Source organism: Bacillus sp. AP8, assembly GCF_000321185.1.
GTDB classification, from domain to species: Bacteria; Bacillota; Bacilli; order Bacillales; family DSM-1321; genus Bacillus_AD; species Bacillus_AD massilioanorexius.
On record NZ_CAPG01000094.1, the window covers coordinates 13503 to 39626 of the forward strand.

The window sequence follows — 26124 nt, forward strand, 5'->3', positions numbered from 1 at the left end:
CCCATGCAAAGAAAAAGCGACCCATTAAAGGGTCGCCTCATTATTTATTCTTTTTTCTCATCTACATTCGAAGTTGTTTCTTCGTTAGAAGATGCTTTTGTTTCTTCAGTTACTGACTCTTCACCTTGAACTTCTTCTTTTTTAGAGTTAATTGTAACTTTCACATCATTATCAGCTGTTGATTCTAATTTACCATTTAACGTCTTATAAGTACGCTCTGGTAAAGTACCATGGTCACATAGATGTTTAATTTGATCTGCATCTAACGTTTCAACTTCTAATAATGTAGTCGCAATTAAATCCAATTTATCGCGATTATCTGTAAGAATTTGTTTAGCTTTCGCATAACATTCTTTAATAAATCGTTGAACTTCTAGATCGATTTCATATGCAATCGCATCTGAATAATTTTGCTCATTATTAAAGTCACGACCTAAGAAAACTTGACCACCTTGAGAAGAGCCAAATTGTAATGGTCCAAGCTTATCACTCATACCATATTCCGTTACCATACTACGAGCAATTGCTGTAGCACGTTGGAAATCATTATGAGCTCCTGTACTTACTTCACCAAACACAATTTCTTCTGCTACACGTCCGCCAAGTAAGCCGACAATTTTATCAAGTAATTCAGGTTTTGTCATAAAGAAACGATCTTCTTTAGGTAGCATTACTGCATATCCACCTGCTTGACCACGTGGTACGATTGTAACTTTATGAACTGTTTCGGCTTCATCTAGTACAACACCAATCACTGTATGACCTGCTTCATGGAAAGCGACGATATTACGTTCTTTCTTAGAAATAACTCTGTTTTTCTTAGCAGGACCAGCAATTACACGGTCGGTTGCTTCATCGATATCTGCCATATCAATTTTTTTCTTATTTTGACGAGCAGCAACAAGAGCCGCTTCATTTAGTAAGTTCTCTAAGTCTGCACCTGAGAATCCAGGTGTTCTTTGAGCAATTGCTTTTAAATCAATGCTATCATCAAGAGGCTTATTACGCGCATGTACTTTTAGTACTTCCTCACGACCTTTTACATCTGGACGACCTACTGTAATTTGGCGGTCAAAACGTCCTGGACGAAGCAACGCTGGGTCTAAAATATCTGGTCGGTTTGTTGCAGCGATAATAATGATACCCTCATTCACACCAAATCCATCCATCTCAACAAGCAACTGATTCAATGTTTGTTCACGCTCATCGTGACCTCCACCTAAACCTGCTCCACGTTGACGACCTACTGCATCAATTTCATCGATGAAAATAATACACGGCGCATTTTTCTTAGCATTTTCAAACAAATCACGAACACGAGATGCACCGACACCGACAAACATTTCAACAAAGTCTGAACCAGAAATTGAGAAGAATGGTACTCCTGCTTCCCCAGCAACAGCTCTTGCTAATAATGTTTTACCAGTACCTGGAGGTCCTACTAATAAAACCCCTTTAGGAATACGAGCACCAACTTCAGAGAATTTACGAGGATCTTTTAAGAATTCTACAACCTCAACAAGTTCCTGTTTCTCCTCATCTGCACCCGCTACATCTGTAAAGCGAACTTTTTTCTTCTCATCGTTATATAGCTTAGCTTTACTTTTACCAAAATTCATTACACGACCGCCGCCGCCTTGAGATTGGTTTAATAAGAAGAAGAAAAGAATAAACATAATAACAAATGGTATGATACTCGTAAAGATTGTTACCCATCCACTTGTTTCTTTAGCAGCTAAAACGTTTACTTCTGTGCCATTTTCTTCAGTAGCTTTATCAATACGTTCCATTGTAGCATTGCTATTTACAACGTATGTTAAGAAGTATTCACCTTCTTTAGATGATTTTAGCTGACCTTTAACAGCATAAACATTTCTTTCAGGCTGCATCGAATAACTTTTAACTTTACCATCCTCTAAGTAATTAAAGAATTGGTTCTGAGTTATATTTTTATCAGCTTCATTATTATTGGTGAAAATACTCACAATACCAATAATAACTAAAAGAATTAATAAATAAAAAATGGTATTACGGAAGATCCGATTCATTCCTTACCTCCTCCCACAGTAACAACTAAATAAAATACTACCATAGTAAAACATTTCTTTTCAATTATTTAACATTAAAAACAATTTGTTTATTTTACTAGCTTAGCTTTGATAAATTTCAGGTTTTAATACCCCTATATAAGGAAGGTTTCGATACCTTTCAGCATAGTCTAAGCCATATCCCACAACGAATGCATCTGGAACATCAAAGCCAACATAGTCAGCTTTTATATCTGCTTTTCTTCCAGATGGTTTATCTAATAATGTCACAATTTTGATACTTTTTGCTTTTCTATAACGGAATAACTCAACTAAATAGCTTAAAGTTAATCCACTATCAATAATATCTTCGACAATCAATATGTCTCTACCTTCAACAGATGTATTTAAATCTTTAATAATCTTAACTTCACCTGAAGAAACTGTTGAATTCCCATAACTAGATACATCCATGAAATCCATTTCTAAATGGGCATCTACTCTTTTAAATAAATCTGCCATGAAAGGCATTGCACCTTTTAGTACTCCAATTGCTAAAGGAAACTTATCTTTATATTCCTCTGTTAATTGTTGACCAAGAATAGCAATTTTCTCTTGGATTTGTTCTTCACTTATAAGCACTTCTTCAATTTCATTGTGCAAGCTCATTATACTGCTTTCCTCCTAGAAGAATGAATTCTAATCATATTTTAAAGTAATTAACAACTTACTTCCTTTTAAAGTCTCTTTATTAGACTTTTTTAATCCCGGTAACCAAAGGATATCTTGATTGCCATCCTCAACAATTGGCCAAACTGCTCTTTCCTTTAAAGGTATTTTATGATCAATAAAAATATCCTTTATTTTCCTCGAACCATCCAACCCTTTTACTTGAATACGATCACCATTCTTCCTAGATCGAACAACTAAAGGTAACTTAAGCTGATCGGGATCTATGAAAAAAACATTACTGCTTTGATTCTCATTTCCTTCTATGTATTTTGCTTGAATTCTACGTCCATTTGGAAGTAAAACTTCGCCAGGAATATGTAAATTAAAGAAATAGGGTTCTTGCTTCTGTTCATCAAATAGAAACGTACAAATATCGTACGATTTTTTGATTTTTAAGCCTGCTGGCAAATGTATTTCGCCGGATGGATGAGAACTCTGAATAAGCTCAAAAACTGATTCAATATGAGCAGTGGATAATTGTTCGTGTCTTTCAAAATAAAGATAGTTTAATATTAGTTGAATAGCTCTCCTTTGTAAAGGCTTTGACATCATAAGAAACGAGCTAATTTGAATCTTTGAGTAATTTTTTTTCTTTGTCCAAAATTGATTCAACTTATCACTAGCTAAAGAAAGTAAATACTCTTCATCTTCTAACAATTGTTCACTAAAACGTTGGAATTGCTCATGCACTTTCGGGTTTTCTTTTTTCAATACCGGTAGAACATTTAATCTAATTCTATTTCTTGCATAAACAGGCTTTGCATTACTATAGTCTATTCTCGGATGCAAATTGTTATGTAAACAATACTCTTCTATTTCTTCTTTATTCGACCATAAAAAAGGTCTAATAATAACGTACGATGAAAAGTCCCTTTTCATCCTAATTCCTGCTCGTGCTGTACTAGTTGCTCCACGTGTTAATCTCATAAGAATCGTTTCTATTTGATCATCTCCGTGATGACCTAGAGCTAATTTAACTATATTATGTTTTTTCATAATCGCTTCATAAAAACGATAACGCAATTTCCTCGAAGCAGCTTGAGAATTTTCATTCGTTTGCTCTATGTATTCTGGTACGTTAATTCGCTTCCCTTCAAAAGGAATGTTTAAACCTTTACATATCTTCTCTACATAAAGATAATCCTCATATGATTGCTCTCCTCTAAACATATGGTCGACATGAGCTACCACTAACTTCAAATTATAGCGTTTTTGGATACCATATAAGAAATGTAACAATGCAAGTGAGTCAGGCCCCCCAGACACACCTATTAATACAGCATCACCATGTTCTAGTAACTGATACTTACGGATTGCTTGTTCTGCTTTTTTTTCAAGCATCGAAAACTCCCTCTTACTCAATAAGCTTATTTACATATAAATGTATCTATACTATCTATAATTATATTCTAGCAATTGGAATATTCCAAAAGAAAAGGGAATTTCAAAGTAGTTTTACCCAATAATTTGAGCATATAAATATAGACCATATAAACAGCATACCAAAATAAGAATAAAAACGGTTTCCTTTAAGCCTCCTTTTTTTCTTTTTTTCTTATATACGTTTCTCGAGGAGGTAGGTTTCGCTTTTACATTCTTAAAAGTATTTGTTCCATTACTTTGTATCTGATTTAACAGGCTCATTCTCATTTCTTTAGCAGTTGCATATTTTCCTCTGATCGCTTTTTCTAAAATGTTTTGATATGGTACTAAACCAATAGTTGTTTGAATAACTTCTAGCAATTGATTTGGACTATTTTTTTGTTTAGAAAAACGATTTGGATAATAGACATTAATAAATATCATCGCAACAGCAAATAAATCATATGTAGGTTCAGCTTTTCTAGAGCCCTGCCCCCAATATCCTCGGTCAAAAAACTCTGTAAATTCTTTTACAGAACGCCCTATTACCGTAGTTCCTCCCATATCGACACACCGAATTTTTTGTGCAGGGGAAGTTACAATAAGATTTTCAGGCTTTAAATCACCAAAAATCCAACCTTTATTATGCAATTCTCCCAAATCTGATAACAGTTGTAGCATCAATATTTCAATCCAGCCCTCGCCTTTCGCTCTAACAAAATCTAGTAATTCTTTCCCTTCAATATATTCCATAACATAAAACGGAATACAGTTTTCACCTTTTATCCAATCATCACCATGGAATAAAGAAGGCCCGAGGGAAGACCCTTGGACCTTGGATAAGGATTTCAAGACGTTCATCTCCGAAGCGATGTTTGCATGATTATCACTTATTTTTAATGCTACGAATTTTTGATTAAACTCAGCAAGATAAACCGTTCCATTTGCTCCTGCCCCTAACTTACGCACAATTTTATAAGAATGCTTATACCACTTTCCTATAATTGTTGTACCAGGAGTAATATTAAATGGAGTCTTCATAGTACTGTTCATCATTTCCCAGCATGCTCCTTAATGATCGTTTTTTTTCAAAATATCTAAGTGCCTCACTAAGTGCAGGGCCAGTAGGAGTGATACCACCGGGTGTTAATTTTGAAAATATTTTAGACAATGAATCTAATTTCGGAGTCCAATCCAACAATTTTTCGACATCATTTTTTTTCCCGGGAAATATAAATACTGAAAAACGATTATTTCCTATTCGAGCATTCAAGCTAATGGATAAATCTATTAACGACTCTTTTACCGTTGGCAATTTGTGTTTCATACTCGCGCTCGTATCTACTAAAACTAAAACTTCTAACTCTGATATTTCACTTAACTCATCAACAACTTCGACAATCTCTCCTCTCTTATCAGGAGGTAGCTCTTCAATACTCGAATTTCTTCCAAGTATTTGTTTAAGTTCTTTATTAACAACTCCTTGAATCGTAGTTGTCATTGCTTTTCTTGTTACCATTTGAACAGTTTGTGATAGAGCTTGTGAGTATACAATCTGGCTGACACCACCGCCAGCTGCAGCAATTGCTTCTATTTCTCTCATTCCTGACTCATCTATTGTGTCATTTTCCATTACACCAATTACATTTACAGTAATTCCTTGTTCTCTAGCTAATGCAGCCATCGCTGCAGGATCCGTACCTTTATTTGAACATCCATCAGTAATTAATAATATTTGCCTTAATGTACTAGATTGCATGTCAATCTCCCTCCTCAGCTAATTTGTTACCATCTTCGCCGATTTTGAAGGGATTTATACAATTTATCATTGAATTCATACAAATGAGAATGACTTTGGATACGCTCTATTCTTATCCTATTGTGCTTTTCTTTGCATAGCAGATATCGGAATAGATGACCATCTAGGAGTATTATGCTTAATCTTAGCTACTACCACTGTCATATCATCACCAATGTCTCCTCTCGTTCTAATGACTTCTTCTAACATTAAATCTGCTATTTCTTGTGGATCATCCGTTTGAAACTCTCGAATTTTTCGTTTAATCCACAATTCCATATTCTCAATATTTTTAGGCCCTTCAAAAATACCATCACTCATCATAATTAAAATATCTTCAGCCTTTAATTGTTCAGTTACTACATCTAAATCCACCTCTTCCATAAACCCAATCGGCAAATTACTGGACTCTATTTTTAACACCCGATCTCCTCTTTTTATAAAGCTCGGTGTGGAACATATTTTTAAAAACTTTGCTTTTGCATCTTGTAAATCAATCATGGCTAAATCTAAAGTTGAAAAAATTTCATCTGTCGTTCGTAGTGATAATATAGAATTGACGGATTTTATAGCAATTTTTTCTTCAATACCAGATAAAAGAATTTTCTTTAATAATTGAAGTGTTTCCATGCTTTCTAAATGGGCTCGTTCCCCATTGCCCATGCCATCACTAATAGCCATTGCAAATTTACCAGCTCCAATTTCCATCATCGTATAACTATCTCCTGAAATAAGCCCTCCACCTTTAGCAGCATGAGCGCTTCCAGTACTTACGATAAACTTTTGAATCGATCGAAAATTAGCAAAGCAATACCCAACTTGACTATCATAATCCTCGCTAGCTACAACAATATTTTCACCTAAAATATCCGATAGCATAGGTGCTATCAGTTTCTCACACTCTCCTCTTCCTTTATAAAAAGGTAGTGTCATATCTATATCAATATTACCTTGCTCTAGACTATAAATTTCAACGTGATCTAGCTGAACTCCAAAATCTCCAAGAGTTTCAAGAATTTGTTCTTCCTGAAGATGATGATTTTCTCTTTCTCTTTGAATTTCTTTGGCAAAATCATCCATAACTTCAGATACTCCTCTTAGCTGATCCGCAACTAGTCTTCTACTATCTTTCACCTGCCTTTTCAATTTTTGATTTGCATGATAAAACGATAATTCATTAGAAATAGCAGCAGTAACCTGTTTTTCCTTTAGACAGTATTTATCCCAATCTCTTTCTGTTTTGTTCGATAACTGCCCGTTATTATTCAACTCAACCGCAATATTACTCATTTTTTCATAGGTCATTTGAAAATTTTCCGCCCAGCACCTCTCCTTCCTAGGACATGTTTGGCATGTTTTTTCCGTGACATAACTCAGAAAGTAATCAAATTCTCTTACTTCCTCCTCCTCTTTATTCCATTCATCCATTTGTAAAAAACTGTTAGACAACGCTTCAAATACATTGGAAAATTGAGTAACCCTTTGAGCTGTAACATCTCTCATCTTCCTCATATATTTTTGCTGTTCATTCGAATATTCAACTGTTCCAGGTATATGCTTAGCTACTTTTTCTATTAAATAAGTAGGAGTTAACAGAAAAAGGAAAATAGCGAATAATGATTCGTACACCGTAATGGTTAGATTTGTATTCTCTTCACCATACAAACCAATCAATACAGTTGCGAGCAATAACCCAACAGAGACTCCAACTTTTTTTCCATCCTTTAATAAGCCACCCAATAATCCAGCAAAGGCTAATAAACTCATTTGAAATAGACTTGCTACACTTGCAAGACTAAATATTAATCCAGTTACGACCCCAACGGTTGAACCAATAGCTGCTCCTGCCGCTAGGCAAAAAACAAGAACTAAATAACGAGAGACAATATGTTCGAGAGACAAATCATACATGGTCCACCCGATTGTACCGCTCATAACAGAGGCTAATAATATAATGATACTAACTACTTCCTCTGTCTTTAATGATCGCGTTCTATTTTTAAAAGAAATCAATGGAATGCATTGTACAAAAATCAATGTAAGAATAAATGCTAAACCTGATTCAATTCCAATCATTAAGCCATCATATAGAAGCAATTTGCTTTCGAAAAGATAATGCATCATTAAATTAATAATTCCAAGAGATAAAAAAACATATAAAGATGCTACCTTAAATTGAGCAGGTAAAGATGGCTCTCTCGCCTTATACAAAATCATGAAGAAGATTGCAGCTGCAAAGATTGTTACGGCATTCATAAAATGAATAGTAGCTGCTCCTGCTAATAATCCAATTAATGCATACGGAGCTCTATTTCTTCTCAATACATATACAGCCGCAAAGAATGGAAGAGCGAATGGAGCGAGTTGAGATAATATTAGTGCTCTCCCCAATAAAAAACCAATTATTGTAAGAATAAAACCTCGATAAATGAGTAAGTTCTCTACTTTTTTTCTGATGTTATTCATCCAACTTTTGGTCTTTTCATGATCATAATTCAAGTGTACGTCCGAGACTGGCTCTATTATATTTCTTCCTATCTTTTCCATTGATTCCTCTCCTATCCAACTTGGTTTCTAGTATTTTTTATTATAAATACTAGAATGTAGTTTTTTTGTCGTAATCTAGAAATGAAATCCAAGAATTGTTCGACGGATTTCTAGACATTAAGGCAATTACAAACATAATGAGGAGTTTAAGTTCCACCAATCGAAACTTATCTTTAAAAGAAATAGAGAAATTTATCTTTTTATACAAGAAAAAAGCTGGAATATTTATTTAAAAGTTGGTTTTCTCATGCTTTGTCAAATAATGAGTATATGAGCCGAGTAACTTTCCATGAGGCGAGCGATAAGCACCCTCGGTTCAGTGTTTGTGAGGGCTCACCTATCCAACTGCTCCCACAGGAGTCTCTCCTCTTACGCTCCAATCACCCTTTTTATTGGGAATTGAAAACAGCCATTAAAAAGAGCCATTATTCACCCTTGTTACGGAAATAATTAAGGAGAGAAAATACCATAAAACAGTTCAGGAGGAATAGATGTTTTGAAAAGGCTAATGAACCTCTCATAAAAAAAGCATTTCTCATTCATCTCACAGAAGAAATAACCAGAGATTAAAAATAAGAAAAATGCAACTTTTTGTTTTTCCATTGACAAACAATTACCTGCTATGTAAGATATAAATTGTGCTTCGAAGTTATATTAGTAAAATGGCGGTGTAGCTCAGCTGGCTAGAGCATTCGGTTCATACCCGAAAGGTCGTGGGTTCAACTCCCTCCGCCGCTACCATATTACTTAATGGCCCGTTGGTCAAGCGGTTAAGACACCGCCCTTTCACGGCGGTAACACGGGTTCGAATCCCGTACGGGTCATCTCAAAAAACACCAGATAATATTTCTGGTGTTTTTTTTATATACAAAAATAGTTATATATCAAAATACCTTGCATATATAAAAAAAGCCGCCCAATGTTTTTGTTCTTTTTTGGAAGGCTTTTTAATCGCAATAACATGCTCTGTTCGGATCGTCCGATATTTTTAAATTCCACATAATAAAAATAGACAAGGCTTCAACTAGCACTTGTCTATCGATATCAAACGTTTCTATTTATCTAAAGGAAAAACCGCTATCGATTTTTAACAGCAGCAAGTATTAGCCACGTCGACCGCCTCGTCCTCCTCTTTTCGTTTCCGTGCTTCGCTTAAGTGTAGATAAACGATCTTCGCTATCTTTTAAAAACTTAGCCATTTTTTGCTCGAAAGTTTCTTTTGGTGCACGAGCATTGTCTCTTGAACGAAAATTATCTCGAGAACGATTATCCCCTCGACCATGACGTTGTGGGCGCGGTTGATGAGTTTGCTCAGGACGATCTTTCGCTTTTTTTATAGAAAGACCAATTTTTCCATCTTTCTCTACGTTTATTACTTTTACTTCAACTTGGTCACCAACTTTTAAGTGCTCGTTAATGTCCTTGACGTAGTTATCTGCAACTTCACTAATGTGAACAAGTCCTGTAGTCCCCTCAGACAATTCAACGAACGCCCCAAATTTAGTAATGCCTGTTACTTTCCCTTGTAACTTGCTGCCTACTTCGATTGACATAAAAAAAATGTTCCTCCTTAAATTTTAAAAAAATCATACATAGTTTATATTATAACGAAAATAAAAAATCTGTGTCAACATTAGTCCTCTTTATCTTTCTTTTTTGGAAGATTAAAAATAACCTCCCCTTTATTAGATAAAAAATAATCTCTTCTAGCAATTTTCGCTATGTATTCATCATCATTTAATTTTACGATTTCTTCTTCTAACATTTTTTGATCTTTTTGAAGAGAGGCTAATTTCTTTTCAACCTTGCTTTTTTCTTCGGATTTCTTTTCAATTGCAGCTGATTGCGAAAGTAAAGTCGAAATGGTTACAACTGAAAGAACTAACACACAAATTCCAAGAACTGTAAGACGGCGAATTAAACCGCGTTTTCTTTTGGCTTTCTGCATTTGGCTTTTTTCACGCTGCTCTACATAGGTTGATTGGATTTTAGCCACTTTTCTTTCCTTCAAGCTACCCATTTCGCTCACTCCTTTAATCCTTTTTCTTCCATTTTTCTATTACGTTCGTTATATAATTCTTTATTTTTATGAAAAATCCTTTAATTTGATTATATAACTTCTCTAATTTATTTGTGAAAACTTCCGGAAATAATTTATAAATTTGCCTTATAATCCACACAATTGGTGCAAAAGTAACCTTTATAACAATGATTATGACCCTTACACAAAAACGAACAAGAGCCAAAAGACCCTTTAATACTATTTTCACTAAAAAAAATAGAAATGTAAATATACCTATAATCGGCTTTATAAGAATAACATTTCCAAGTTTTTTTATAAACCTTATAGTATGGAGTACAAAGGAAATAATCACCTTCAAGATGAACATATAACTCTTTTTAAATAAAGCTTGATAAGCCGCAAAACCACATAAAAGAGCCAAAAAAGAATAAAAACGTAATTCACCTTGATTCACACGAAATAGAATATAGAATATAAACAAAGCTTGAAAAGTCCAAAATAACAAATCATGAATAAAAACCAACCATCTGCTTCTTTTGGGTCTCTTCAGAAATAACTGGTAAGTATCTAAAGAAGCACCGAAGTAGCTCCCCATCCCAATCATTGCAATTAAAGTGTAGAATTGAGTTGTAAGCGTCATTTGAACAACTTACCAAAGAAACCTTTGGCTTTGTCTCCTGAAGGTTCATCTACATATACAAGATCGTAGATTTTTCCTTTAATCGTAACGATTCCACTATCGACATCAAGATTTTTCATTTGTAAATTTTCGCCTTTAATCGCTAAAAACCCCATGTTTGTCTCTAATAAAAATTCCTCGTTATCAAAACTTTCAACTTGTCTTACACCTGTTATTTCAAGAAGCTTACGCCCTTTCATGACAATATCATGTTCTGGATTACTTCCTCTTTGCTTCTGATCATTCTGTTCAAAATATTGGCTGCTCATACTGGAACCTCCTGTACACACTTTTTTGTAAAAATGTATGAAAGGAGGACGAGTTTTAGAACTAGTCCATTATTTTAAAACTCGTCTTGTTGGATTTTCTCTTCTTTTACAATAGTATACATTGCCGCTGCATCTTCTTTTTTAACTGTTTCTTGAAGCTTTTCAATTCTTACAGTAACAAGCTTTTGTCCAAATTGAATAAACAGCTTATCTCCTACCTTTACAGTAGAACTAGCCTTTGCTTGACTACCATTTATATAAATTCTACCTTTATCCGCAACTTCTTTTGCTAACGTTCTTCTCTTAATCAATCGAGAAACTTTTAAAAACTTATCTAATCTCATTCCGACTCTCTCCCTTTTTACAATCCTTTTTTCTTTGCTTCATTCCAGAAATGATCTAATTGCTCTAACGAACATTCTTCAAACGATTTATGCTTTTCTTGTAAACAAGATTCAATATATTTAAAACGACGTGAGAACTTTTCATTGGTGGCATAAAGTGCTTCTTCTGGATACATATCATAAAAACGCGCAATATTTACGATAGCAAATAGAATATCACCGTACTCAGCTCGTATTTTTTTGATATTTGAACCCATTTTTACTTCTTCTTTAAATTCCTGAATCTCTTCAAGTACCTTTTCCCAGGCCGATTCCACTTCAGTCCAATCAAACCCTACTTTTGCTGCTCTTTTTTGATATTCATAAGCAATCAATAATTGTGGTAACGATTTTTCAACACCATCTAATAATGAGGTTTTCTCAGAAGCTTCCTTACCCTTTTCAGACTTTTTGATTTCATCCCATTTCACCTTTACATCATCTGCGCTTGAAACCGTTACGTCGCCAAATACATGTGGATGGCGTCGAATCATCTTGTCAGACAATTCTTCAATAACATCTTCAATAGTAAACATTCCTTCATCTTCACCGATTTGAGCATGAAGTAATACTTGTAATAGAAGATCACCTAATTCGCCAATCATCCCATCTATATCATCTTCATTAATGGCATCAATCAATTCATATGCTTCTTCCAACACATATTTTTTTAAACTTTCATGTGTTTGTTTTTGATCCCAAGGGCAACCATCTGGTCCTCTCAATTGAGCGATAATTTTACGCAATTGAAAGAACTCTTTGTTTAGCATCTCTTCATCTTTGACAGGTGGTACATAGACAGAAGTTAAATTACTTAAACCAGCTTCACGATCTAATTCATAAAGCGGTAACCATTTAACGACCTCTTCCGAACTACCCGCTGCCGTCACAAGAGCGATTTGAAATTCATCTGGATATTTTTCCATAAGCGTTAGTTTTACATCTGAAGCTGTAAAAACATCATATACTTGTCCAATAATCAAATGCTGATTCATTTGCACTTGATCTTTTTTTAAATCTGTACCATCGAGAAGCTGAAATCCTTCAATTGGATCTATTTTTACAGCTTGAAAAAGGGCATCTAAAAAGCTCTGTCCCCCTTCAATAGATAGGTCATATGAGTGACTAAGTTGCTTTTCTATTAATAGTTGAACAGTTTTTTCCGCTACCATTGGATGACCTGGAACCGTATAAAGTACATCTTTTTCATTGGCTAACTTTATTAACGTATCAACAATCTCTTCATATACTTCAGCAAAAGCATCGTGTTTCTCATAAACATTATCAAAACTTATAAATTCCATACCTTCTTGCTGTAATTCTTGAATTACTGGATGATCTATTGTTCTCGTATAGCACATCCCAGCCGACTTCAATTTTTTATATATACCAAACGGAAGCTGGTCCAGATTACCAGCACCTAACCCCATCACAACAATTTTATTACTCATATAAAAAACTCCTATTTGTTTTTTGATAAGCTCTGTTAGCTTTATTGTCGCTTGTTTAACAAAGCTTTTTGAAAATCATATTCCTAGCAATCGAAATAAAATCTAGCGCCGATTAGGTGGTAAAAATTTTGACAGTTTACTTCCTAAAGGCAGCAAAGATAATTCCTCTCTTGTAAACATCCCATTTCTAATAATAATCATCATATAAATAAAGGCTCCAACACTTACAGATATCAATACTTGAATAACAGACAGGATACGAATGTGATCTATGTAACCGTGCATAATCGTAAATACTTGATCAATTACAAGTAACACTAATGTCATTCCAATGGATGATACAATTGTTAATATAATTGTTTTTGACTGAAAAATAGACTTTTTATATATTATTTTCATCATAATCCATAAAAGAAGAGCCATTACGAAAAATGCTGCAGTTGTAGATATGGCTGCACCCATAATATACAGTTTCGGTATCAACAACATCATTAAGAGAAACTTCACTAGTAATCCAATAGCAATAATAACAATCGATATAAAAGGACGCTCTAAACTTTGAAGAATAAAAATCCCCGTCATAAGTAACGAGCAGAAAAAAATCGATAATACGAGTATGGCTAATTCTTGACTTCCTTTTGAATTCTCAAACAATGTAATGTTCATTGGTTCAATAATAAAAAAGAGACCTACGGCAGCAGCCATACCTAACATTAAACTTAATCGAAAAGAAAGTTCCGTATAATATCTAATACTTTCTAGGTTTTGTTGCTGCTTATACTTTGAAATAAGTGGTACAATCGTCAACGACAAGGAAATCGTAGCAGCAGTTCCTAAGTGTAATAAAGGTTGACCTCGGTCATAAACACCTTTCCATTCCTTCGCCTCAGTCATTTCCATTCCAGAGTCAGTCAATAACGGGTATAGTATTAAGGCATCCATAAACTGAATAAACACTAATATTAACGATGAAATACTAAAAATAATACCTTGTATAATAATTTTCTTAGATAGTGGAATAATAACTTTTTTTATTCTTAAGCTATCAAATGCAATAACCTTTTTATTCTTTCTCTTTTTTACATAATATGAAATTAATACGATACTACTAACCAAACTTCCTAAAACAGATCCGATAAATGCTCCTTCAGCTACTTCATACAATGAAAGACCGTAGCTATAAAAAAGAAAAGAAGCAATTAAAATACAACCAACTCGTACTGATTGCTCAGTCACCTGCGAGACAGCTGTTGGAATCATTTCTCCGTCACTTTGAAACAATCCCTTTAACACAGACAAAACAGGCATGAATAAAAAAGAAAAGGCAATAAATTGAATTGATTTCACTAACATATGATCATTCATGAGGTCTGCTATAAAATATGCCCCAAAAAACAGGCATGAAAACATGAAAAGACTAATTACACTAATTGAAAGCCATGAACTTGCTACAATTTCCGAACGAGTATATTCTCTTTTTACTTCTTTACTTTCAGCAATTAACTTCGAAATAATTACCGGAAATCCATACGTAGATAAGACTAGGGCAAAAGAATAAAAAGGATACACTTGTTGATATATATAAAACCCTACATCTCCTACTACATTTTGATAAGGAATTCGGTACAAAGCACTTAATAATTTTATAAAAACAGTAGATAGAGTTAAAATAAATGCCCCTTGAAAAAACTTTTTGGAAAGGTCGTTATTTTGAATAATTTTGCGTCCACTCCTTTCCATTCCAATAGATTCTTTTCGCAAGTATTATATCATATCCCTTTATTCTCATATTTTAATACAAATACATGTTTTTTCACTTTAAAGAAACAGACAATGCCATCTTTCTCTAACTTCTATTCTCGAAAAAAGAAGGACTCCTATCACTTTCCCAATTCAAAATTTTCTATAACAAAAAAAGGGCAGCATCTGCTACCCATCTCTTGTATGTTTAAATTATTAAGATTCCATTTGACGAGCAAGGAATCCTGCAGCTGTTTCAACGGCTTTACGCTCTACTTCTCCCAAAGTACCTTCTTTAGAGAAGATAACTACTGCACCAATTGGATCTCCGTTCGCTACGATTGGAGCAATTGTATAAGATTGAATTTCTTCAGTAAAACCGTCCACTAAAGAAATTTGCGCTTTTTGCGTTTCTAAAATCGGATTGCGATCTTCCATTGTGCTTTCTAATAAATCACTGATACTACGATTTAAATAGTCTTTTTTAGATCCACCTGCAACAGTGATATATGTATCTCTATCACAAATTAGAACTGGATTACCTAAGCTATCGAATAATGCCTCAGCATATTCCTTAGCAAAATCACTTAACTCACTAATAGGAGAATATTTTTTTAAGATAACTTCTCCGTCGCGATCAACAAAAATTTCTAATGGATCTCCTTCACGTATACGAAGTGTTCTACGGATTTCTTTAGGGATGACTACTCGTCCAAGATCATCTATACGACGTACAATTCCAGTTGCTTTCATCTAATGTTGCCTCTCTTTCCAATATTGAATTTCATTACAATACCCTATGCTACACTAGCATAAATAACCGTATTGAACTTAGTATTTTTTAATCCCGTAAGTTCTATTCACCCTTCAAATATTTTCTTACTATATTTTTCCCCTACGTATATTTCAACATGAATTTGTTCTCAGTGCAACCAAAATTTATGAATTTTGGTTGACTTTATCTTTTTTTACATGCTCAAGCCCTTTAACCAAAGCTTCAACATTGCTCAACCATTGACTCGTTTCCATATTTTTAATTGGCAATGCAATTTTCAGTTTACTTCCTTCCATACCTAACCCTGTTCTTCTTTCAATTTGGCTCGTTAATTGAAACACTTTTGAGCCATCAATATTTTTACTTGCACTTTCTGTAATGAGCACAATAACTTCATTCTTTTGATGTTTGATGGATTCAGCATGAGCTGCTAGAGAGTACACCTTAATGAAAGCGACATTAAACAAGTATTCTACCTCTTTTGGATAATCACCAAAACGGTCTATAATCTCTTCTTTTAGATCCGTTATTTCTTCTACTGAAGTTAGTGCTCTAAACCTTTTATACATTTCAATTTTTTGATTTCCATCTGAAATATAGCTATCTGGAATATAAGCGTCAATTTGCATATCTATTTCAACATGCTGTTCCACTTCAATTGGTTTATCAGTCATTCTTTGATCAATGGCTTCTTTTAACATTTGAGAATATAAATCAAAACCAACTGAATCAATAAATCCATGCTGCTCTGCTCCAAGAAGATTACCTGCCCCTCTTATCGATAAATCGCGCATAGCAATTTTGAAACCAGAACCTAATTCTGTAAATTCTTTAATTGCTTGCAATCTCTTCTCAGCTACTTCCGTTAATACTTTATCTTTACGATACGTAAAATACGCATAAGCTACTCGATTTGAACGGCCAACACGCCCACGTAATTGATAAAGCTGGGAAAGTCCCATTTTATCAGCATCATGTACAATTAATGTATTAACGTTTGGAATATCTACTCCCGTTTCAATGATGGTTGTACTAACTAATACATCATATTCCCCTTCAAGGAAACCAATCATAACCGTTTCTAACTCCTGCTCCGACATTCTGCCATGAGCATGAGCTACTCGGGCATCAGGTACAAGCAAAGAAATCTCTTCCGCCTTTCTTGCAATATCTTCTACTCTGTTATATAGGAAATAAACCTGTCCATCTCTAGCAAGTTCTCTTTCAATTGCCTCACGAACAAGTATTCCATTATACTCCATAACATACGTTTGTACCGGGAATCGATTTTCTGGAGGTGTCTCAATGACAGACAAGTCCCTTACTCCTAGCATAGACATATGCAATGTTCGTGGAATCGGTGTAGCTGTTAATGTTAATACGTCAATATGCGCTTTTAACTGTTTAATTTTTTCTTTATGAGTAACGCCAAAACGTTGTTCTTCATCGATGATTAATAATCCTAAATCATGATATTGCACATCTTTTGATAACAATCGATGCGTTCCTACCACTATATCAACAGTTCCTGCTTTTAAACCTTTTAATGTTTCTGTTTGTTGCTTTCTTGTTTTAAATCGATTTAAAAGACCTATAGTAATCGGAAAATCTTGAAATCTCTCACGCAACGTATCACAATGTTGCTGAGCTAAAATAGTAGTAGGTACTAGAAAAGCAACTTGCTTTCCATCTGCTATTGCTTTAAATGCTGCACGAATCGCAACTTCTGTTTTACCATACCCTACATCTCCACAAAGCAATCGATCCATTGGTCTTTCACGTTCCATGTCTTTTTTAATTTCAACGATAGAACGCAATTGATCTTCCGTTTCTTTATACGCAAATGAATCTTCAAACTCACGTTGCATATCACCATCAGGAGAAAATGCGTAACCTTTAGATGCTTCACGTTCTGCATACAATTTAATTAAATCATCCGCGATATTTTGAACAGAGGATTGAACTTTATTTTTTACTCGCTTCCAATCGCTACCGCCTAATTTATAAAGCTTCGGTTCTTTCCCTTCTGAAGCAACATATTTTTGAATCAATTCAATTTGTTCAACTGGAACATATAGCTGATCAGAACCCTGGTATCTAATATTTAGATAATCTTTGTGAACACCGTTAATATCTAATGTCTCAATTCCTAAATATTTACCAATACCATGATTAACGTGTACTACATAATCGCCAACTTTTAGTTCCGAATAGCTTTTAATACGTTCCGCATTCGATATTTTTTGTCTTCTTGTAGTCTTTTTGTTTTTTTATTAAATAGCTCTTGCTCAGTAATAACGGCTAATTTTTGCATTGGCAATTCGAAGCCAGCATGTAAATTTCCTCTAGCAATCTGTACTTTACCGTCTAAAATATTGCTATCGCCTTTCAGTTCGACAGCTTCAACATCATAGTCCTCTAAAACTCGTCGTAATTTTGACATTCGTTCTTCATCAGGACCTAAAATGACAACTGAAAATTTACTTTTTTTCCACCGCTCTACTTCAGATTTAAATACATTCATTTGCCCATGAAAATTTTGCATCTGCTTACATGTTACATTAATAATATTTTGTGGATTCGTATGTGGAACATGTCTCAAAAACAATGATAAATAAACCATCTTTTTATGGGATGATGTCATCAAATCTTGAAAACTATAAGCTAGTTGAACATCATGAATAATTTCACCTTCACTTAACAAGTTGGTAAACCATTCAAGTTCTTCCTTTTCGAGAGATGAAGCAATTTCCTGAATGCGACTGATTTCATCCAGAAATACCAATCCACCTTCAGGTAAATAATCTAGTAAACTAGCTGGCTTTTCATAAGCCAAACTGATATATTTAAAAACCTCATCTAATTTAACACCTGTTCGAAGCTTCTCTATCTCCATACCAATGTTTTGTGTTAATGCGTTTTGTGTTTTTTCGTTTTTTACTTTATTTAAACTTTCACGCAAACCTTCTTCTAGCAAAGAAGACATTCGACCAATATGAGATGACTCTAATAATATCTCTGCTGCCGGACCAATAGTAACAGAGTTAACTTTCTCCAAAGATTTTTGATCTTCAATTACGAATGTTCTTATTGAATCTACCTCTGAATCAAATAATTCAATACGTATTGGTTTACTTTCCGTTAAAGGATAAATATCAATAATTCCTCCACGCAAACTAAATTCACCTGGCGATGACACCATTTCAGTTCTTGTATAGCCCATTAAAATGAAATTTTGAATAGTTTGTTCTAAATTAATTTCATCTTCAACTTTGAATGTAAGCTGATACTTATTCCACAATGGCTTTGGAGGTAATAGTTTTCGAAAACCTCCCATTGGAGCAATTACAATACCTGTTTTACCTTTAGACCAATAATTCAAGACTTCAATACGCTGTGCTCGTAATTCAGGACTCGCAATACTTAGTTCGGCAGCTATTAATTCATTTGCTGGATATAGTAAGACATCTTCTTCAGATATAAAGCTTGTTAGATCTTCATATAATTTTTGCGCCTGTAACAAATTATATGTAACAACTAATATTGATCGTTTTGTTTTCTTATAGACAGACGCAATTAACATAGCTCTTGAAGAACCTGATAGTCCTGCCACCAATTGCTCTCGAAGACCCTCGTCTACGCCATTTAAGATAGATTGTACGTCCTCATTTTGCAGAAAAACTTGGTTTAGTGCATTCATATCCTATCCTCCCTTGTAACAAATCTATATTTAGTATTCTTTTTATACTTTTCATTTACTTTCTTCCTAACATTATTTAAAGTGACACTTCCATCAGCGGAGGTTTACGATCATCTTCTACTTATGAGTAGTTATCTATCTTCAGTAGGCTGCCAATTATCTTTATAATGGCAATTATACAAATGGAAAAATGCTTTGGATAATGTCCAAAGCTCTTATTTATTGAATAATATAATCCATACCATGAAGATGTGGGTTAGAAGCGAGTGCTTCTTCACAATCTTCGCAAATAATTTTCACATGAATATTTCCTATTGAATCATATAAAATAAAATCCTGGTATTCTTCTACCGTTAAGGCTTGAAGTCCTAGCTTTTCTATATATAATTCTTGTTTGGGAATAATCGCTAAACATGCATTACAATGTCTACATGTATAATGTACGCTCATACTCTTTAACCCCTTATGTTCATTTACAGCTAGTATAAACCTGAACAAAGGTTTTTTATTCATTTAGCATAGGATTTTTTATTATTCTAATTACTTTTGATTATAGGAATTCATGACTTGTAAAAACGGTTTATCTAAAAAATCTTCACATGCCTTAACACATTTATTCATAACGTCTTTCATTTCTACCCATTCTTCATCTTGAAACTTACCTAACACATAGTTTGTAATCGGCATAGAAACCTGAGGGCGTCCTATCCCAATACGAATACGATTAAATTCCTGTGTTCCCATATGAGCAATTGTCGACTTAATTCCATTATGTCCGCCTGCACTACCTTTTTGACGCAAACGAATTTTTCCTACTGCTAAATCTAAATCATCATACAACACCACAAGATCTTCTATATTTATTTTATAAAAATTTATGATAGCCGAAATACTTTCACCAGATAAATTCATATATGTTAAAGGCTTTAGTAAAACTACTTTCTTTCCATTAACGTGACCTACACCATATAGCCCTTTGTGTTTCGCTTGATTTAAAGGAATATTCCATTCTGCAGATAATGCATCTACCACTTCAAAACCAATATTATGTCTTGTTTTTTCATATTCTTTACCTGGATTACCCAAACCGACAATTAATTTCATTATTAGCTTCACTCCAACATTGACTATCATTTTATTATAGCTTTTATATATGTATTCCTTTAACTTTAACAAAGACGCAACTTTTTTAAAGTTACGTCTTTGTTATTATAACATGATTAAGTTAACTTATGCTTCATTCCATTCATATGATTATTCATCTAGTTGTGCATTTGTTTCAACGACTGCTTGTTCTTGTTCTAGGCTATCTTCTAAGCGTGGAGGAAGAATGGTAGCAATTACTTCGTCATCATCATGGTTAATCTTCACAGAAATTTTAGCTTTAATATCTTTAATTGTAACTGCATCATTCATATCTAATTGCGCTATATCTACTTCAATATACTCAGGTATATCATTAGGTTTTGCAGTAACCGATACTTCATGTAAAACTTGTTGTAACATCCCACCATGTTCAACAGCTTTTGGTTCTCCTACTAAAACTAATGATACATCTGCCTCTATATCCTTAGATAAATTTACAATTAAGAAATCAGCATGTACAAACTCACTTTTCAGCGAATCGTACTGATATTCCGTCATCATAACATTTAATTTTTCATTATTAATATGTAATTCAATTACACCATTTCTACCAACATGTTGGATTGCTTTATGAAGATCTTTTAAACTTACCTCTATTGCTTTGCTTTCATGATTATTACCATACAATACAGCTGGTATACCACCATTTTCTCTAATTGTATGGAGACTAGAACTTTTAAATTCTTTTCTTTCTTGTACTGATAATATATAACTCATTATTTAACGCACTCCCTATCCTCAAATTTAATAACACTTTAATCCTTTTCCCTTTCATCTGTCGCTTAAACACAAAATATAAATACTATATTCTCTCTAACAAATCGAAATTATAAATTATCACCCCCTTTAAATATAAACAGGCCTGCCAATAGGCAGACCTGTTTTATCAACCAAATAAAGTACTAACAGATTGATCTTCATATACACGCACAATTGCTTCAGCTAGCAATGGTGCTACAGATAATCCAACTACTTTTTCTGTTTTCTTTTCTTCAGGAAGTTCAATGGAGTTTGTTACAACTAACTCTTTAATTTTAGAGTTTTCAATTCGCTCAATAGCCGGACCCGATAATACTGGGTGTGTACAGCATGCATAAACCTCAGAAGCCCCATTTTCTACTAATGCATTCGCAGCAAGAGTAATTGTACCAGCTGTATCAATAATATCGTCAATTAAGATAGCTGTTTTCCCTTCAATGTTACCTACAATATTCATAACTTCTGCTACGTTTGGACGTGGACGACGCTTATCAATAATAGCGATTGGCGCTTTTAAGCGGTCAGCCATTTTACGTGCACGAGTAACGCCACCGTGGTCTGGTGAAACAATTACGATATCTTTTAGGTCTTTCTTCTTGAAGTAATCAGAAAGAATTGGAACACCCATTAAGTGGTCAATCGGTATATCAAAGAATCCTTGAATTTGCGGTGCGTGTAAATCCAATGCGATAACTCGATGTGCACCTGCAGTTTCTAAAAGATTTGCAACTAATTTAGCAGTGATTGGCTCACGAGCACGAGCTTTACGATCTTGACGTGCATAACCATAGTAAGGCATAACAACGTTAATTGTCTTAGCTGATGCACGTTTTAATGCATCAATCATAATAAGAAGCTCCATTAAATGTTCGTTTACTGGTTGACTAGTAGATTGAATAACAAACACATCACAACCACGAATACTTTCTTCAATATTAATTTGGATTTCTCCATCACTGAAGTGAGTAACAGAACATTTCCCTAGCTCTACTCCAATTTCCTTTGCAATTTCATTCGCTAATCCACTATTTGAATTAAGAGAGAAAACTTTTAAATTCGGATCCAGATACTGATTCGACATGATGAACCTCCATTGATTATTTATTAAATTTGGAATTACTTATATAATTCTCTTTATTAACTTGACGCGCACGAGCGATTGATAATGCATCACCTGGTACATCATCTGTAATTGTTGATCCAGCAGCAATATATGCTCCTTCACCAATTGTAACGGGCGCAATAAGATTTGAATTGCAGCCTACAAAGGCATGATCTCCAATTTTGGTAGTATATTTATTTTTACCGTCATAATTCACAGTAATAGAACCACAGCCTATATTAACGCCGCTTCCAATCTCAGCATCTCCAATATAACTTAAATGCGATGCTTTGCTTCCCTTACCGAATACAGCTTTTTTAAGTTCTACGAAATTACCTACTTTTACTTCATCCGCAATTTCCGTCTTTGGACGAATATGAGCAAAAGGACCAATGGCAACATGTGAACCAATACTGCTTTCATAAGCAACCGATTGGCGAATAACTGTTGCATCTCCAATTTCACAACTTGAAATTTCTGTATTTGGACCGATTACACAGTCTTGGCCAATTTTACTTCCAGACTTAATTACTGAACCTGGATAAACAATTGTATCTTGACCAATTTCTACATCCGCTTCAATATATGTGTTATCAGGGTCAATTAAAGTCACACCATTTCTCATGTGATCTAAATTGATTCTTTTTCTCATAATCTTCTCAGCTTCAGCAAGGGCAATTCGATCATTAACTCCTAAAGTTTCCTCAAAGTCACTCGTTTGATACGCAGTAACAATTTCGCCTTCGGATTTTAAAATCTCAATTACATCTGGTAAATAATACTCACCTTGAACATTATCATTTGAAACCTTCTTTAGTGTAGCAAATAATGCTTCATTATCAAAACAGTATGTTCCAGTATTGATTTCTGTTACTTTTCTTTCCTCTTCGGAAGCATCTTTATGTTCTACAATTTTTTCAACAAAGCCATCATTATTTCGAATAATTCTACCGTAACCTGTAGGATCTTCTAAATAAGCTGTTAAAACAGAAGCCTTTGCACCTTTTTCTTCATGTTGTTTAATTAAAGCTTCCATTGTTTCGGCTTTAATTAAAGGCGTATCTCCACAAATGACAAAAGTCGTCCCTTTTTTCCCTTCCAACAATTGCTCAGCTTGCATTACCGCATGTGCTGTCCCTAATTGTTCACTTTGAAGAGCAAAATTCGTTCTGTCACCTAGTTCTGTTTTAACCTTTTCAGCTCCATGTCCAACAATTGTTACAATCTCTTCTACTTGTAAAGCAGAAACCTGATCTAGCACATGTTGAACCATAGATTTACCACAAACAGAATGAAGAACCTTGTAAAGCTTTGATTTCATTCTAGTTCCTTGACCTGCTGCTAAAACAACCGCAAAACGACTATTCATGACGTTCCTCCCTGTCTGGTGTTGTATTTATTTATTGTGTTATACAATTAACAATCATAATTATCCTTATAAAATATATCTCAAATAATCAATGTTTTCAAGAATTCACTCTAATTTCCATTATTCTGTAAAAATTCGATTTGTGCATAAAGAAGAACAAATAGGATGAATGGGATGATATTTGGAGAAATTTGAAGGATTATTTATTATTTTCATAACAACTTAAAATCACTTTATGGCATTTCCTGCTTGATATTTCGAAATTTAGACAAAGAAAAAAGAGCCTTACTGAAAAGTAAGTAGGCTCTTGTTGCTTTTGTTGCCTTATTCTTTTATGCTCCAGCTTCCTCAAGTTCAACTTCTTCTAATCCTTCAACCTCACCAAGACGATGATACTCTGCTAAAACTGAATCTTGAATTTTGCCTCGAGTTGAAGAATTAATTGGGTGCGCAATGTCACGAAATTCTCCATCTGGAGTTCTCTTACTTGGCATTGCTACGAACAATCCATTATTCCCATCAATTACACGAATATCATGAACTACAAATTCATTATCCAGCGTAATAGATGCGATCGCTCTCATACGACCATCTGTGTTAACGCGGCGTAATCTTACGTCTGTTACTTCCATCGTGTTCACCACCTATAATTATTAAAAACTTAGGTATATACATTCAACAAAAGTAATTCATAATCCTTCTAAAGTTGTAAAATTTTTTCTATATTTTTTCAAATAAAATGTAATTAAGGAAAATAATGAGGAATATCAAGGGTTTTATATACTTTTTAAATTAAAATACTTAAAAAATATTAACACTTTTAATATAATTTTTATTTCATAAAAACAGACTAGAACGAGTTAATTTCTTTTTACGGCTTTGTTTTTAGCCTTGTCGATTATAGATTTAATCTATTCGCTTGTTACGTTCCATACCAGCTCCATCATTATTATTTGTTAAATTCATTCTCGACACTTTTTTATTGAAACAAAAAAGCTGTCGATCTTCTCGACAGCCCAATTGCTCACTATTTAATAAGCGCAATAACTTCAATTTCTACTAATACATCTTTAGGTAATCTAGCTACTTCAACACATGATCTAGCAGGTTTGTGCTCTACAAAATATTGTCCATATACTTCATTAATAGCAGCAAAATCATTCATATCCTTAATAAATACCGTAGCCTTTACAACTGTTTCAAAAGAAGCATTCGCCGCTTCTAACACCGCTTTTAAGTTTTTAAAAACTTGGTGAGTCTGCTCTACAACTGTTCCATTCACTAAATTTCCTTCTGCAGTTAATGGAATTTGTCCTGAACTATAAAACATATTATTTACTACAATTCCTTGTGAGTATGGTCCAATTGCTGCTGGAGCATTTTCTGTAAATACTGCTTTCATCATATATTCCTCCCTAAATTTCCCCTTTATTTTGTTACTTCAAAATAATTGCCTTCTGTAACATGTATTTTCTTCTCTTTTACATCAACTTCCGCTAGCTTTAACAATGATAAGTATTGATCCACTAAACGTTCCTCTGTATCTTCAGATTCAATCAATACCGCTACACCTGAAACAATAGCATTAAATTCTTCCAATAAGCTTACCATTCCATTAAGCGTTCCGCCAGCTTTCATAAAATCGTCAACTACTAATACTCTAGATCCTACTTCCAAACTTCTCTTAGAAAGAAGCATAGTTTGAATTCTCTTAGATGAACCAGATATGTAATTTATGCTAACTGTAGGTCCTTCTGTTACCTTATTATCTCGTCGTACGATGACAACAGGAACATTTAAATGGTTTGCTACTGCATAGGCAATTGGTATACCTTTTGTAGCCATAGTCATAATGACATCTACTTGTTGATCTGCATAAGCAGAGGCAATTAAACGGCCGACCTTGTTCATGATTCGAGGATTACCTAAAACGTCATTTAAATACAAATATCCTCCAGGTAATAATCGATCCGATTTAGCCATCATCGCACACATTTCATTAATAAATTCAGTTGCTTCTTCTTTGTTAGCTCTGACTATATATTTAACGCCACCCGCAGCACCAGGAACCGTCATAAGTGAACCGATTCCTCTTTGTTCAAACGTCTCTTTAATAATCGTTAAGTCTTCACTAATAGAAGATTTAGCTGAACCATATCTTTCAGCAAAAAAGGTAAGTGGGACTAGCTGACTTGGATTTTCTAATAGGTAGTTGGTCATATCCACAAGCCGTTCACTTCTACGAAACTTCATAGTCATCCC

General features: G+C 34.1%; 22 protein-coding genes, 2 tRNA genes and 1 pseudogene. 2 read left to right on the forward strand and 23 right to left on the reverse strand.

Features of this window, described 5'->3' with window-relative positions; translation table 11 throughout:
- Window positions 1-44 precede the first annotated feature (44 nt).
- The 6 genes from ftsH to spoIIE form a co-directional block, all read right to left on the reverse strand.
- Complete coding sequence (ftsH, locus tag BN349_RS22090; RefSeq protein ID WP_019244492.1) at window positions 45-2048, reverse strand: ATP-dependent zinc metalloprotease FtsH; 2004 nt, start codon at window positions 2046-2048, stop codon at window positions 45-47.
- A 102-nt stretch (window positions 2049-2150) separates the two neighbouring features.
- Entirely contained in the window at window positions 2151-2696 is a 546-nt protein-coding gene (gene hpt, locus BN349_RS26520; RefSeq protein ID WP_019244493.1) for a hypoxanthine phosphoribosyltransferase, read from the reverse strand.
- Between the two features lie 30 nt (window positions 2697-2726).
- Window positions 2727-4100 (reverse strand): tRNA lysidine(34) synthetase TilS, encoded by a 1374-nt coding sequence (gene tilS, locus BN349_RS22100; protein ID WP_019244494.1) that lies wholly within the window; start codon window positions 4098-4100, stop codon window positions 2727-2729.
- 114 nt (window positions 4101-4214) lie between these two features.
- Window positions 4215-5177: a protein kinase domain-containing protein gene (locus BN349_RS22105; RefSeq protein ID WP_019244495.1), complete on the reverse strand. Its 963-nt coding sequence runs from the start codon at window positions 5175-5177 to the stop codon at window positions 4215-4217.
- Complete coding sequence (locus BN349_RS22110; RefSeq protein ID WP_019244496.1) at window positions 5146-5880, reverse strand: vWA domain-containing protein; 735 nt, start codon at window positions 5878-5880, stop codon at window positions 5146-5148. The genes BN349_RS22105 and BN349_RS22110 overlap by 32 nt, the downstream gene beginning before the upstream one ends.
- Window positions 5881-5997: 117 nt before the next feature.
- Window positions 5998-8466 (reverse strand): stage II sporulation protein E, encoded by a 2469-nt coding sequence (gene spoIIE, locus BN349_RS22115; RefSeq protein WP_019244497.1) that lies wholly within the window; start codon window positions 8464-8466, stop codon window positions 5998-6000.
- 664 nt (window positions 8467-9130) lie between these two features.
- Here spoIIE and BN349_RS22120 point away from each other — a divergent pair.
- Together BN349_RS22120 and BN349_RS22125 are read left to right on the forward strand one after the other, a co-directional pair.
- Window positions 9131-9207, forward strand: a tRNA-Met gene (locus tag BN349_RS22120).
- An 11-nt stretch (window positions 9208-9218) separates the two neighbouring features.
- Window positions 9219-9290: transfer RNA gene (locus BN349_RS22125), tRNA-Glu, on the forward strand.
- Between the two features lie 279 nt (window positions 9291-9569).
- On the opposite strand, the gene BN349_RS22130 is transcribed toward BN349_RS22125, so the two are convergent.
- The 17 genes and pseudogenes from BN349_RS22130 to purR form a co-directional block, all read right to left on the reverse strand.
- Window positions 9570-10019, reverse strand: a complete 450-nt coding sequence (locus BN349_RS22130; RefSeq protein ID WP_019244498.1) for a S1 domain-containing RNA-binding protein — start codon at window positions 10017-10019, stop codon at window positions 9570-9572.
- Between the two features lie 80 nt (window positions 10020-10099).
- Complete coding sequence (locus BN349_RS22135; protein WP_019244499.1) at window positions 10100-10486, reverse strand: FtsB family cell division protein; 387 nt, start codon at window positions 10484-10486, stop codon at window positions 10100-10102.
- A 13-nt stretch (window positions 10487-10499) separates the two neighbouring features.
- Entirely contained in the window at window positions 10500-11129 is a 630-nt protein-coding gene (gene yabQ / locus BN349_RS22140; RefSeq protein WP_019244500.1) for a spore cortex biosynthesis protein YabQ, read from the reverse strand.
- Window positions 11126-11437, reverse strand: coding sequence for a sporulation protein YabP (gene yabP / locus BN349_RS22145; RefSeq protein WP_019244501.1), 312 nt, complete (start codon window positions 11435-11437; stop codon window positions 11126-11128). The genes yabQ and yabP overlap by 4 nt, the downstream gene beginning before the upstream one ends.
- Before the next feature lie 74 nt (window positions 11438-11511).
- Window positions 11512-11781 (reverse strand): RNA-binding S4 domain-containing protein, encoded by a 270-nt coding sequence (locus BN349_RS22150; RefSeq protein ID WP_019244502.1) that lies wholly within the window; start codon window positions 11779-11781, stop codon window positions 11512-11514.
- Between the two features lie 17 nt (window positions 11782-11798).
- Window positions 11799-13271, reverse strand: coding sequence for a nucleoside triphosphate pyrophosphohydrolase (gene mazG, locus BN349_RS22155; protein ID WP_019244503.1), 1473 nt, complete (start codon window positions 13269-13271; stop codon window positions 11799-11801).
- A gap of 102 nt (window positions 13272-13373) precedes the next feature.
- Window positions 13374-15032: a putative polysaccharide biosynthesis protein gene (locus BN349_RS22160; RefSeq protein ID WP_019244504.1), complete on the reverse strand. Its 1659-nt coding sequence runs from the start codon at window positions 15030-15032 to the stop codon at window positions 13374-13376.
- Between the two features lie 195 nt (window positions 15033-15227).
- Entirely contained in the window at window positions 15228-15764 is a 537-nt protein-coding gene (spoVT, locus tag BN349_RS22165; protein ID WP_019244505.1) for a stage V sporulation protein T, read from the reverse strand.
- Window positions 15765-15950: 186 nt separating this feature from the next.
- Window positions 15951-19486 (reverse strand): annotated as a pseudogene (gene mfd / locus BN349_RS24595) (transcription-repair coupling factor).
- Between the two features lie 219 nt (window positions 19487-19705).
- Window positions 19706-19936, reverse strand: coding sequence for an anti-sigma-F factor Fin family protein (locus tag BN349_RS22175; protein ID WP_019244506.1), 231 nt, complete (start codon window positions 19934-19936; stop codon window positions 19706-19708).
- Between the two features lie 90 nt (window positions 19937-20026).
- Window positions 20027-20590: an aminoacyl-tRNA hydrolase gene (gene pth / locus BN349_RS22180; protein ID WP_019244507.1), complete on the reverse strand. Its 564-nt coding sequence runs from the start codon at window positions 20588-20590 to the stop codon at window positions 20027-20029.
- Window positions 20591-20740: 150 nt separating this feature from the next.
- Window positions 20741-21349, reverse strand: a complete 609-nt coding sequence (locus tag BN349_RS22185; RefSeq protein ID WP_019244508.1) for a 50S ribosomal protein L25/general stress protein Ctc — start codon at window positions 21347-21349, stop codon at window positions 20741-20743.
- A gap of 169 nt (window positions 21350-21518) precedes the next feature.
- Window positions 21519-22472 carry a ribose-phosphate diphosphokinase gene (locus BN349_RS22190; protein ID WP_019244509.1) on the reverse strand — a complete coding sequence of 318 codons (954 nt, stop codon included), beginning with the start codon at window positions 22470-22472 and terminating at the stop codon, window positions 21519-21521.
- A 16-nt stretch (window positions 22473-22488) separates the two neighbouring features.
- Window positions 22489-23862, reverse strand: coding sequence for a bifunctional UDP-N-acetylglucosamine diphosphorylase/glucosamine-1-phosphate N-acetyltransferase GlmU (glmU, locus tag BN349_RS22195; protein ID WP_019244510.1), 1374 nt, complete (start codon window positions 23860-23862; stop codon window positions 22489-22491).
- Window positions 23863-24194: 332 nt separating this feature from the next.
- Window positions 24195-24494 carry a septation regulator SpoVG gene (gene spoVG, locus BN349_RS22200; protein ID WP_019244511.1) on the reverse strand — a complete coding sequence of 100 codons (300 nt, stop codon included), beginning with the start codon at window positions 24492-24494 and terminating at the stop codon, window positions 24195-24197.
- 395 nt (window positions 24495-24889) lie between these two features.
- Window positions 24890-25267 (reverse strand): 2-iminobutanoate/2-iminopropanoate deaminase, encoded by a 378-nt coding sequence (ridA, locus tag BN349_RS22205; protein ID WP_026089440.1) that lies wholly within the window; start codon window positions 25265-25267, stop codon window positions 24890-24892.
- Between the two features lie 23 nt (window positions 25268-25290).
- The gene (gene purR / locus BN349_RS22210) at window positions 25291-26115 is read right to left on the reverse strand and encodes a pur operon repressor (protein ID WP_019244513.1); all 825 of its coding nucleotides are present in this window, start codon (window positions 26113-26115) and stop codon (window positions 25291-25293) included.
- Window positions 26116-26124 lie beyond the last annotated feature (9 nt).

Excerpts from the sequence above, each read along its gene's own strand:
- spoIIE (WP_019244497.1), bottom strand. The coding sequence starts at position 8,466 with ATGGAAAAGATAGGAAGAAATATAATAGAGCCAGTCTCGGACGTACAC.
- BN349_RS22105 (WP_019244495.1), bottom strand. The coding sequence starts at position 5,177 with ATGATGAACAGTACTATGAAGACTCCATTTAATATTACTCCTGGTACA.
- mazG (WP_019244503.1), bottom strand. The coding sequence starts at position 13,271 with ATGAGTAATAAAATTGTTGTGATGGGGTTAGGTGCTGGTAATCTGGAC.
- purR (WP_019244513.1), bottom strand. The coding sequence starts at position 26,115 with ATGAAGTTTCGTAGAAGTGAACGGCTTGTGGATATGACCAACTACCTA.
- pth (WP_019244507.1), bottom strand. The coding sequence starts at position 20,590 with ATGAAATTAATTGTCGGTTTGGGTAATCCAGGTAAAGAATATGAAAAA.
- tilS (WP_019244494.1), bottom strand. The coding sequence starts at position 4,100 with ATGCTTGAAAAAAAAGCAGAACAAGCAATCCGTAAGTATCAGTTACTA.
- ridA (WP_026089440.1), bottom strand. The coding sequence starts at position 25,267 with ATGATGAAAGCAGTATTTACAGAAAATGCTCCAGCAGCAATTGGACCA.
- yabQ (WP_019244500.1), bottom strand. The coding sequence starts at position 11,129 with ATGACGCTTACAACTCAATTCTACACTTTAATTGCAATGATTGGGATG.
- BN349_RS22175 (WP_019244506.1), bottom strand. The coding sequence starts at position 19,936 with ATGAGCGTACATTATACATGTAGACATTGTAATGCATGTTTAGCGATT.
- ftsH (WP_019244492.1), bottom strand. The coding sequence starts at position 2,048 with ATGAATCGGATCTTCCGTAATACCATTTTTTATTTATTAATTCTTTTA.
- glmU (WP_019244510.1), bottom strand. The coding sequence starts at position 23,862 with ATGAATAGTCGTTTTGCGGTTGTTTTAGCAGCAGGTCAAGGAACTAGA.
- BN349_RS22190 (WP_019244509.1), bottom strand. The coding sequence starts at position 22,472 with ATGTCGAATCAGTATCTGGATCCGAATTTAAAAGTTTTCTCTCTTAAT.
- BN349_RS22110 (WP_019244496.1), bottom strand. The coding sequence starts at position 5,880 with ATGCAATCTAGTACATTAAGGCAAATATTATTAATTACTGATGGATGT.
- spoVG (WP_019244511.1), bottom strand. The coding sequence starts at position 24,494 with ATGGAAGTAACAGACGTAAGATTACGCCGCGTTAACACAGATGGTCGT.
- BN349_RS22185 (WP_019244508.1), bottom strand. The coding sequence starts at position 21,349 with ATGAGTTATATATTATCAGTACAAGAAAGAAAAGAATTTAAAAGTTCT.
- hpt (WP_019244493.1), bottom strand. The coding sequence starts at position 2,696 with ATGAGCTTGCACAATGAAATTGAAGAAGTGCTTATAAGTGAAGAACAA.
- yabP (WP_019244501.1), bottom strand. The coding sequence starts at position 11,437 with ATGAGCAGCCAATATTTTGAACAGAATGATCAGAAGCAAAGAGGAAGT.
- BN349_RS22135 (WP_019244499.1), bottom strand. The coding sequence starts at position 10,486 with ATGGGTAGCTTGAAGGAAAGAAAAGTGGCTAAAATCCAATCAACCTAT.
- spoVT (WP_019244505.1), bottom strand. The coding sequence starts at position 15,764 with ATGAAAGCAACTGGAATTGTACGTCGTATAGATGATCTTGGACGAGTA.
- BN349_RS22130 (WP_019244498.1), bottom strand. The coding sequence starts at position 10,019 with ATGTCAATCGAAGTAGGCAGCAAGTTACAAGGGAAAGTAACAGGCATT.
- BN349_RS22150 (WP_019244502.1), bottom strand. The coding sequence starts at position 11,781 with ATGAGATTAGATAAGTTTTTAAAAGTTTCTCGATTGATTAAGAGAAGA.